The 8908-nt window shown below is 56.3% G+C and carries 8 protein-coding genes; 3 read left to right on the plus strand and 5 right to left on the minus strand.

The window, feature by feature from the left end:
• The coding region (locus GCT13_RS45785; RefSeq protein ID WP_193727964.1) for an ATP-binding protein at positions 1 to 218 on the plus strand (218 nt) is incomplete at its 5' end.
• 352 nt (positions 219 to 570) lie between these two features.
• On the plus strand, positions 571 to 1539 hold the full coding sequence (locus GCT13_RS45790) for a Gfo/Idh/MocA family protein (RefSeq protein ID WP_152768228.1): 969 nt from the start codon (positions 571 to 573) through the stop codon (positions 1537 to 1539).
• 194 nt (positions 1540 to 1733) lie between these two features.
• Here the strand turns inward: GCT13_RS45790 and GCT13_RS45795 are convergent, their stop codons facing one another.
• The 3 genes from GCT13_RS45795 to GCT13_RS45805 all read right to left on the minus strand — a co-directional run bounded on the left by GCT13_RS45795 (position 1734) and on the right by GCT13_RS45805 (position 5799).
• Positions 1734 to 3272, minus strand: coding sequence for an FAD-dependent oxidoreductase (locus GCT13_RS45795; RefSeq protein ID WP_152768229.1), 1539 nt, complete (start codon positions 3270 to 3272; stop codon positions 1734 to 1736).
• On the minus strand, positions 3272 to 4321 hold the full coding sequence (locus GCT13_RS45800) for a Gfo/Idh/MocA family protein (RefSeq protein WP_152768230.1): 1050 nt from the start codon (positions 4319 to 4321) through the stop codon (positions 3272 to 3274). The genes GCT13_RS45795 and GCT13_RS45800 overlap by 1 nt, the downstream gene beginning before the upstream one ends.
• Before the next feature lie 233 nt (positions 4322 to 4554).
• The gene (locus GCT13_RS45805; protein ID WP_152768231.1) at positions 4555 to 5799 is read right to left on the minus strand and encodes a DUF1479 domain-containing protein; all 1245 of its coding nucleotides are present in this window, start codon (positions 5797 to 5799) and stop codon (positions 4555 to 4557) included.
• 95 nt (positions 5800 to 5894) lie between these two features.
• Here GCT13_RS45805 and GCT13_RS45810 point away from each other — a divergent pair, with 95 nt between their 5' ends.
• Entirely contained in the window at positions 5895 to 6866 is a 972-nt protein-coding gene (locus tag GCT13_RS45810; protein ID WP_152768232.1) for a helix-turn-helix domain-containing protein, read from the plus strand.
• 1193 nt (positions 6867 to 8059) lie between these two features.
• Here GCT13_RS45810 and GCT13_RS50745 read toward each other — a convergent pair.
• Positions 8060 to 8494, minus strand: a complete 435-nt coding sequence (locus tag GCT13_RS50745) for a diguanylate cyclase domain-containing protein (protein WP_407670965.1) — start codon at positions 8492 to 8494, stop codon at positions 8060 to 8062.
• Positions 8495 to 8663: 169 nt separating this feature from the next.
• The coding region (locus tag GCT13_RS50330; RefSeq protein ID WP_407670898.1) for an IS3 family transposase at positions 8664 to 8908 on the minus strand (245 nt) is incomplete at its 5' end.

The raw sequence follows: 8908 nt of genomic DNA on the forward strand, positions 1-8908 counted from the left end.
AAATGTTGATCCACCAACGCTACAAGCTGCGTCGCAGCGTCGTCGTGACGTCCAACCGCGTCGTCCAGGACTGGGGCGCTTACCTTGGCGACAACACGATGAGCACCACAATCCTCGACCGCCTCATGCATCACTGCCACCTGCTCGAGTTCGACGGTCGCAGCTATCGACTTAAAGAGGCCGCTGAAACCCTTGCGCGAAAAACAAAAGAGAGCTAAATAACGTCCACGTCCTGCTTCACGGGGTGGGGGAATTTAAGTGCCCATAAGTGGAGGAGTTTGAACTGCCCGTCCGGGCATAAGGGACGCATCTTTGCCTACCACGTCTGTGACTGGCTACACGATACCCGGGACATGCTGCTCGATCGCGAAATGATGGGTGATGGTGTAAATCGACCTGCGTGCTCTCCGAACGGCTGTCGAGTCTGCCGACTATGACGGCCTTGTCGAGGTGGAGATCTTCTCGGCCCAGGATTGCTGGCGCCGGGCTCCGCAGACGTTCTTGCCGTATGCGCCGAGCGCCTGCAGAACTGCTGCTGAGCATCCAATTTCAAGCAAACGGAGACAATCAATGATCCACTTCCTTCGTTGGGGCGTGTTAGGTGCTGCGAAGATTGCCGACAACTACGTCGTACCCGCGATGCGTCATTCGACAGACTCACGCGTGATGGCGGTCGCGAGTCGCGATGTCGCGCGAGCCGATGCGTTCGCACGAAAACATGAGATCGACCATGTGTTCAGTCGGTACGAGGACGTGATCGAGAGCAGCGATGTCGACGCAATCTATATTCCATTGCCGACGGCGAGCCACTTCGAGTGGTGCAAGAAAGCGCTTGCTGCTGGGAAGCACGTACTGTGCGAGAAACCGATTGCGATGCAGGCAACCGAGGTTCAAGAACTCATCGAACTGCGCGATGTGACTGGCCTCGTCTGCGCAGAAGCATTCATGGTCGCGCATCATCCACAATGGGCGTTCATGCGCGAAAGCCTCGCTCAGGGGATAATCGGCGAACTGAAGCTTGTTGAAGGTTGCTTCACTTACTTCAACAACGATCCGCGTGCTCTCAAGAACAATCTTGAACTAGGTGGCGGGGGTGTGCGTGATATTGGAGTCTATCCCGTTGTTACAGCCCGTCTCGCAACAGGATTGGAACCAACGAGCGTTCGTGCAGAAGTCGTCATCGATCCGTGCTTCGGCACAGACCGGTATGCGAATTGCACAATGGAGTTTCCCGGTTTCACGATGCATTTCTATTGCGGGACCCAGCTTGGCCGTCGACAGGAGATGGTATTTCACGGCACACGCGGCTGGATAAGCCTCGATGCTCCGTTTAATCCCGGTGTGTACGGGCCAGCCTTGGTACGCCATCGAGACAACGGGACTGGAGAAACCCATATCACTACATTCGACGAAGTCGATCAGTACCAGTTCATGGTTGAGGACTTCGCGCGGACTGTGCTCGGTGAGAAGCAGGAAGTGAGTTTTCCGCTTGAGAGTTCCCTGCTCAATCAGAAGATTATCGACCGCATACTTGAGTAGCGAGGCCTAATTCGCAACTTCGACAGTACTTAAATCCATTGAAAGCATGCATAGAGAGATTAAACACGCACCGTTGATCACGCGGCAACGGCGCTGCGTCGTATTCCAGTGACGCAGCGCTGCCCGGCCCGTAGACGTAGCGATCGGCTTGGATCGAATCTTGGAACGGGGCTTTCAGAAAGGCCGCTTATTGTTCATCCACCGCCGACGCGTGGCACACTTAAGTTGCCGCATGCCAGCATTCGGCCAAGGTGTTCTCCCACGCGCAGCGCTTGTGCGGCGACAGTCAAAGCCGGATTCACTGCTGCGGATGACGGAAAAAAGCTCGCGTCCACCACGTACAGGTTGTCGTGATCGTAGGCCTTGCAGAATGGGTCCAGTGGTGCAGACTTCGGATCGTTGCCGAACCGGACAGTGCCGCACTGATGCGAAGGCGTATCGTCCCCAAACCGGCGGCTGACAACCAAAGGATAGCCTGCCTGCTTCAGCAGTTGCTTCGTCCGGTCGACAAGCCTCATGTGCGGTTTTAAATTTGTTCGTCTCCATGTCAGCTTTATCTGGCCCCATGACGTCACTTCAACGCGGCTGTCTGGACTCGGCAAGTCCTCAGACATGGCATACAGATCAATGCTATGACGACTCAGGTAGTCAAGAAATTTCGAAGGAACCCAGGGAAGCGCACCACGCAGCATCGGTGCGCGAATTTTCCCAAGCATCTGGATGTTTCCAAGCGGCCACGAATCATGCTTTCCGCCGAAGTAAAAGTCGTTCAACGACAACGTCTTGGGGAACCGGGTTTCGTTGACCGACCGTGGATCGATACCTAAAACTGCCGTGCAGTTGTGATTCATGTAGAACCGTCCGACAGCGTCCGAAGAATTTGCAAGCCCCTTCGGGTAATTTTTATTGGCGGATGCAAGCAGCAACGTCGCGCTGTTGATCGCGCCGGCCGAGAGGACGAACGTGTCTGCCGTGATTTCTATCGTTTCATTGCGCGTCTCAGCGATCGCGCTGCAGATTCTCTTTCCCGTCGCATCGGTCAGGAGCCTGGTCACCTTCGCGCCCGTCAGCAACGAGACACCCCCCTTTTTCACTGCCGGTCGCAAGAGACAGATTTCGGCATCACCCTTCGCATCGATCCGGCACGGGAACGCGTCACAAGTGCCACAGCGCACACATTTTCCGCCGTTGCCAAAGTCAACGGAAGCCGGCATAAAAAACGGATGCAGGCCCTGATCGCGCAGCTTCTCGCGCAAGCGCGCAATGACCGGCTCGTCAGGTATTGGCCCATGTGTGTAGTCATGAGCCCGGTGTGGTTCGGTCGGATCCTGTCCAGCAGCGCCGCGTACACCGAATAGCGACTCGGCCTGTTCATAGTATGGCTCGAGTTCGCGATAGGAAATCGGCCATGCAGGAGACACGCCCTCCTCGTGGCGCAGCTCTTCGAAATCAGCCTCCCGAAACCTGAACATCGCGGCTCCAAAGAATTTTGTGTGCCCCCCGACGAAATAGTACTGCCCCGGCCTGTAGCGCTGATCTTGCCCATTTACCCACGTATCGCGTGTCCGATACCGCAGCTGGCCAAACACCGCCTCCGCGTCCCAGTTCTGCATTTCCCGGGGGAGATGCTCACCCCGTTCAATAACAAGAACCTTCGCACCGGTACCGGCGAGCTGATATGCAACCGCGCTGCCGCCAACGCCGGAGCCAATGATCACAACGTCAGCATGCATCACGCGCTCTCCTTTCCAGCACGTGCGCCGTACATGCCGCGATCCGGCGGCACCGCAACAGAACGACCGGTTGCAGCCGACTGTTCGAGGCACAACGCCGTCACCAGCGAACGGTAGCCATCGTTCCCGTCTGCGGCTGGCTTCTCCCCTCGAAGAATCGCTGCATGAAATTGCGCCACTCCGGTTACGTACAGGTTCCGATGGTCGATATCAATCACCTCGACGCCTCTGGCAGTACGCATCTGCAGTTCACCAATCGGTTGCTGCGTCATCACATCGCGACCTATGAGAGAGCCTTCCGTGCCGTGCACTTCCAGTCCCGTCGATGCGTGCGGGACTGTGAACGCGTCATGAATCTGTGCAAGTACTCCGTTGCTGAAGCGGATGATTCCCATTATGCCGTCCGCGAGTCCTCCCGTTCCCATAGCGCCGGTCGACGTCATTGCACTCACTTCTACAGGTTCCGCATCGAGGACGAACCGTAACGTGTCAGCGTCATGCACCGATATGTCGAGGATTACACCGCCCCCCGAGTCCGGACGGCTGATACGCCAGCCTCGCAAATGCGGCGGCAGCGAGACCGCATGAAAGACCCGCGCAAAGAGCGGCTTGCCGATAGCGCCAGCACAAATGAGTTCGCGCATCTTACGGTGCGTTGCGGCACAGCGCAGATGGTGGTTCGTACCAAGTTTGACGTTGTATGCCGCGCAAGCCTCGATCATTTGCGCGGCCTCCTCCTCCTTCAAAGCGAGAGGCTTCTCGCACAGCACATGTTTGCCTGCCTTTGCGGCAGCCAGTACCTGTTGCAGATGCTTTTCGTTGGTGCTGCTGATATAGACCGCCGTTAGGGCCGGATCTGCAAGCACGTCGTCAAGTTCTGTAAAGTGTGCCGGAATGTTGTGCTTCTGTGCGAACTCGCGCGCGCGGTCTGAGCTACCGCTTACGACCGAAGCAACCTCCGCGTCCGGCTGGGAGCGAATCGCGTCGATCATCCATTCTTCAGCAATTGTGCTGGCGCCGATCAGCGCCCAACGAATCCTTTCGTTCATGAGTCTCTCTCCATAAATTGATCGTTGCTTTCCATAATCAATTCGCTATCCTGATTGTATTATTCGCTTTTATGTTGATTTACTTCAACGGATCTTTTCCCATCACGGTGACCCGGCATTGTCAACGAACCTGCGGGAAAATCAGCCCGTATGATGTGCGTCCGCACTTCCCGGGCGAGCATGGCTCTCGTCACGCTTCGTCCGGTTTACATCACAACGCGAAGTAACGCCTTTTACAGACCAAAACCCATCTGCGACTTACCGAGCGGCGTAAGGTCATCTGCCGTCGCACGCCCGATGAAATCCGTTTCGAAGTTATCCGGCGCAAAGTCCGGGGGACTCGTTCCGTCGAGAAAGCTGGGCAGCTGCCGGCGCAGATATTCGTCATTTTTGGAGCACCCGGGTAGCGATCCGATATACATCACATTGCTATAACCCGTTCCCTTGTGTTCGTCCTCCACCGCATGGATAACGTCGCTGTGCCAGAACACGGTGTCGCCGGCATTCATCTCCGGGATTGAGGACAGCGCCTTGAACAAGGGAGCGTGATACTCCTGTTTGATGGATAAAGCCCGGCCTGGCATTGCTCCACAGAGATCGTCCTCCGCCACATCATCCTGAAGCGCGCGCAACAGGATATAGACCATCGAGTTCGCAATTGGCACCAGTTGAAGCGTTCCGTCTCCCGGTCCCTGTGGGGTCAATGCGGTCCATCCCTGGAAGGTTCGAAACATCGAACACACCGCTGGCGACGGAATTTCCTCCACTTCTGTGCGATATGCGGCATCAAACGGATCGTACTGGCGCCAATTGCCGTCGAACACATGCCGGTAGACCTTGTGAAAATTCCCTTCGATCCATCGTTCAACGGACCCACCGTCGCAATGCGCAGATAGTCCAAGCGACTCTGATCCTGGCGGCCTGCGGCGCAGACGGTCCGCGTACACGGGAACGTGATCCGGATCGAAGTGAACGCGACCCTCACTCTCGCTTTTCCACAATCTGTTCAGAAACACCCGTGAGGTCGTAAGTGATTCGGCCTGACGGGCCATCACTTGTGGCTTGGACCAGTAAATGCCATAGATTTGCGGCTTGCTTGAAGCGAGTTGCCCGAAGTACTTGTCCTCTGCCCTGTTCTCAAGCCGCTTGTCGAGGTCGTTACGCTCGACGTATTCAGCTATCTCGCGATCCCAGCTTTCGGCAAGCGAACGGTCAAAGACGTTGCGAATAACACAGGCACCCCGCGCCCGGACCAGGTCGATCTGGGACTGAGGCACCCGCTGACTCGCGATGTCTGAAAACTGGATTTCGGGGATAACTGACTCGCCACGGCCGCGAAGTTCGGCAATCCGGTTGGCCTCCGCGACGATAGCTTCCTCGACCTCGGCGAATACTTGCCGATAGTTCGGAAGGCGCTCACGAAGCTCCTTTTTCGCCTGACGAATGGCGGCCGGAAGGTCGTTAACGACTAATGCCATGATGCGTCTCCTGTGTGTTTCGCTATGTCAGGAGCTTAGGGCAACGCGAGTGGCGGTAGTGATACTATAAAGACAATCACTTTGCGATTTCAGACATGAAAGCAGCGTACGAGCACGTCGAGTTTGGAAAAAGCTGCTCGGTTCGGGTTTACCACCGGCGGCTGCCGCGCATTCCATTTGAGTGGCATCACCATCCTGAATACGAGCTGACCTTGACGTTAAACAGTCAGGGAAAGCGCTATATCGGCGACTCAATCAGCGATTATTCGGCCAATGACCTGGTGCTCGTCCCGCCGGATCTCCCGCACACCTGGGCATCCAATCGATCGGCGGATCCCTCAGCTCAACAGGTCGCCATCGTCGTATGGTTCGAAGGGGATTGGGCCAGAAGGCTTGCGGACTGCTGTCCTGAATATGAACCGCTGCGAAAGCTGCTGCGGCGCGCCGCCTGCGGACTCGCCTTTGAAAAGGAGGCGAGTGCTGGGATGCAGGCTCGACTGGGCGAACTGCTTTCAGATAGTGCACGTGTCCGCCTCGCCGCAACCCTTGATATCCTCTGCACGCTGGCCGATGCGCCGGGCGAACCACTGGCATCGCCTACGGCGTTCAATGACAGTCGCAGCGGGCCGACCGGTCATGAACCCGAGCGAATTAATCGTGTTCTCGCCATGATCGACGCGCGATTCGCCGAGCCACTGAGACTGTCCGAACTATGTTCGGCCGCAAACGTTACAGAGCGCTCGCTGGCGCGATATTTTGTGCAGCATATAGGTGAAAGCGTTAGCCGCTACATCACTCGCGTGAGGGTTGGACACGCGTGTCGCATGCTCGCCGATACATCCCTGCCAATCTCAGTAGTGGCCGCGCGGTCCGGCTTTCCCAACGTCGCAAACTTCAATCGTCAATTCAAGTCTGTAAAGCAAATCACGCCTTCAACGTATCGGTCACAGTTTTCCGCCGGCTCGCCTGTCGACGAGAGCAGTCCGCGCCTAACCGAGCGCTCCCCGTCGTTACAGAAGCCGCCCGCGCGTCAACGAAAAGTGGTGGGGGTTGACCGGTGCGGATAGCAACCTGATAGTTCCAGCACGCCTACGGCGGCTTGCTGACCTGGACGTCAACGCGCTTCCACCTATGCATCGCTGCGGGCAGCACGGTCGCTGCATTGCGAATCTCGCTCGGTTCCAGAAAGCAGCGAAAGACCGAATCAATTAAATCACTGATATCGACGAGTTCAAAGACCAACATCATGCAAGAAAAATCGTTCTTCGAAACATCGCACTATTCCGGAGACGCTTCGAAGCATCGTTTGCCTGAAGGGAAGGAGCCGACCGGATTTCGTCACAGTCTGGCGTTTTTTGAGAACTGACGCGGTCCTCGTCATTTCTTCATTTCGAGTTCTCGGATGCCCGCGTGATCGTCGCCGGTCGTGGCGGCAACGGTCCGCCCTTTTTGAATCAGGGGCGCGATCCGGACTGCGAGGCTATCGAGATCGGCGTCATTACTCATTTTGTTGGTTTGACGGAAAGCTAGGAAGCACTAGCGTGGCATGCAGACAGCAGCCCTTTGATTTAAAGTCAATATCTATTGGGGGCAGTTCGCAAGGCCACGACTGAGCGACATCGTTCCAACCGGAAAATCGCGGGGAAATCAAGATCACCCCAACCCGGAACATGTGTGTTTTCTTCGACGGCTGTTAAATAGACTGACAAAGGCAAGCCAGCAATATTATGCAGGACTCCTACTCAATCATTGCTAATTCCTTTTATGTCAAATTTGCCATATCGCCGACTCGAATGAGCGCCGTCGTTCGTTTGCACAATTTTGTTCCCGTTTTTTTGCGTAATTTTGTTCCCAGCCCCTTATGCGAGCATAAACTTGGCTGCGGCGCGGTCCGTTCCTCGCCAGCATCCGTTTTCGCAGCGCCCGACAGCGTCGCAAGAGAATCCGCCTACGAGCTCATGCGGCGTATGCAAACACCCAGACCACCGGCTATCTTCGTGGAGTTGAAGCCCTCTAATGGTGGCCGACGTGACGATGTTGGACAGCGCTTAGTCATGCGAAGGTCCGGTCGCGGCGTCGAAAAAGCTACAAAATTGCTTCAAGAGTCCGTCGAAGGAACAACTTTACGCAAAATCCCTTGAAGTAGAATTGTTCTCGGGTATGGGTCTGAGCCGCCATCTGTCGGTGCCGCCGCGGGAACAAAATTACGCAAACCAACGGGTGACGCGGCCAGCGACGAACGCAGCAGCATGACTGACAGTTATGCGGCGCACTCGCCTTGGTCAATGATCAGGAAGCGATAGGTTGAGCCGACGGGACAGCGCGACGGTCCGGCCGCTTTCGTTGAGCGACTTTCTGCACGAGCGAAACCGCCTTCAGAAGAAAGCTGCCTTCGTCCCACGGGAACCGATGGCCGCAGTCTTAAGATCATGACAAGGCACGTTGAAGATAGGTCCGGTTGTAAAAATGTAAGCGCGTCTTTACCTACCTTCTGGAAGCTACGTTGCGCATCAGCAGGCGAGGCGTTGCCCAGCACGACTCCGAATTCGTCGCCACCGTATCGCGCGACAAATCCGCCTGCTCGCGCAACGACAGCAAAAATACAGGCAGCAACCGTTCTCAGCAACTCATCGCCGACTTCGTGGCCCAGCTCGATGAAGAGGCCAGTCGCGGATCCGGGTTGACGCTCGTCCACACACGGCCCTACTGCCACGCAAGCGGACCTAGAACTGATTCGCAAAACCTACCGTGAAGCCGTGCGGAAGAATCTGCACGAACAGGGGTATCTGCAAGTGGTGCTAAAGTACCACCCTGAGGTTGACCCGGTTCAGCGGACCGATCTGCAGTCAGAGATTGAATGTGATTTAGCCTCCATTGGGCGTTGAGCAGCGGGTTGTCCACGGACGGGCAGCGGGGCGCTTCTCTCGCCCATGACGCTGCCCGGCGGTGGGCAACCCGCGATGCGATGTCGGTTGATGTGGCGCATGCAGGTTTTCAAATTCGAGCGGCGAGCAATAACCGATGCTGCTGTGCAGGCGGCGTATGTTGTACCAGCCTTCCAGGAATGAGAACACACGTCGACGCGCCTGTTCATGCGTTGCGAAGTGCT

The sequence above is a fragment of the Paraburkholderia franconis genome (assembly GCF_009362735.1).
GTDB classification, from domain to species: Bacteria; Pseudomonadota; Gammaproteobacteria; order Burkholderiales; family Burkholderiaceae; genus Paraburkholderia; species Paraburkholderia franconis.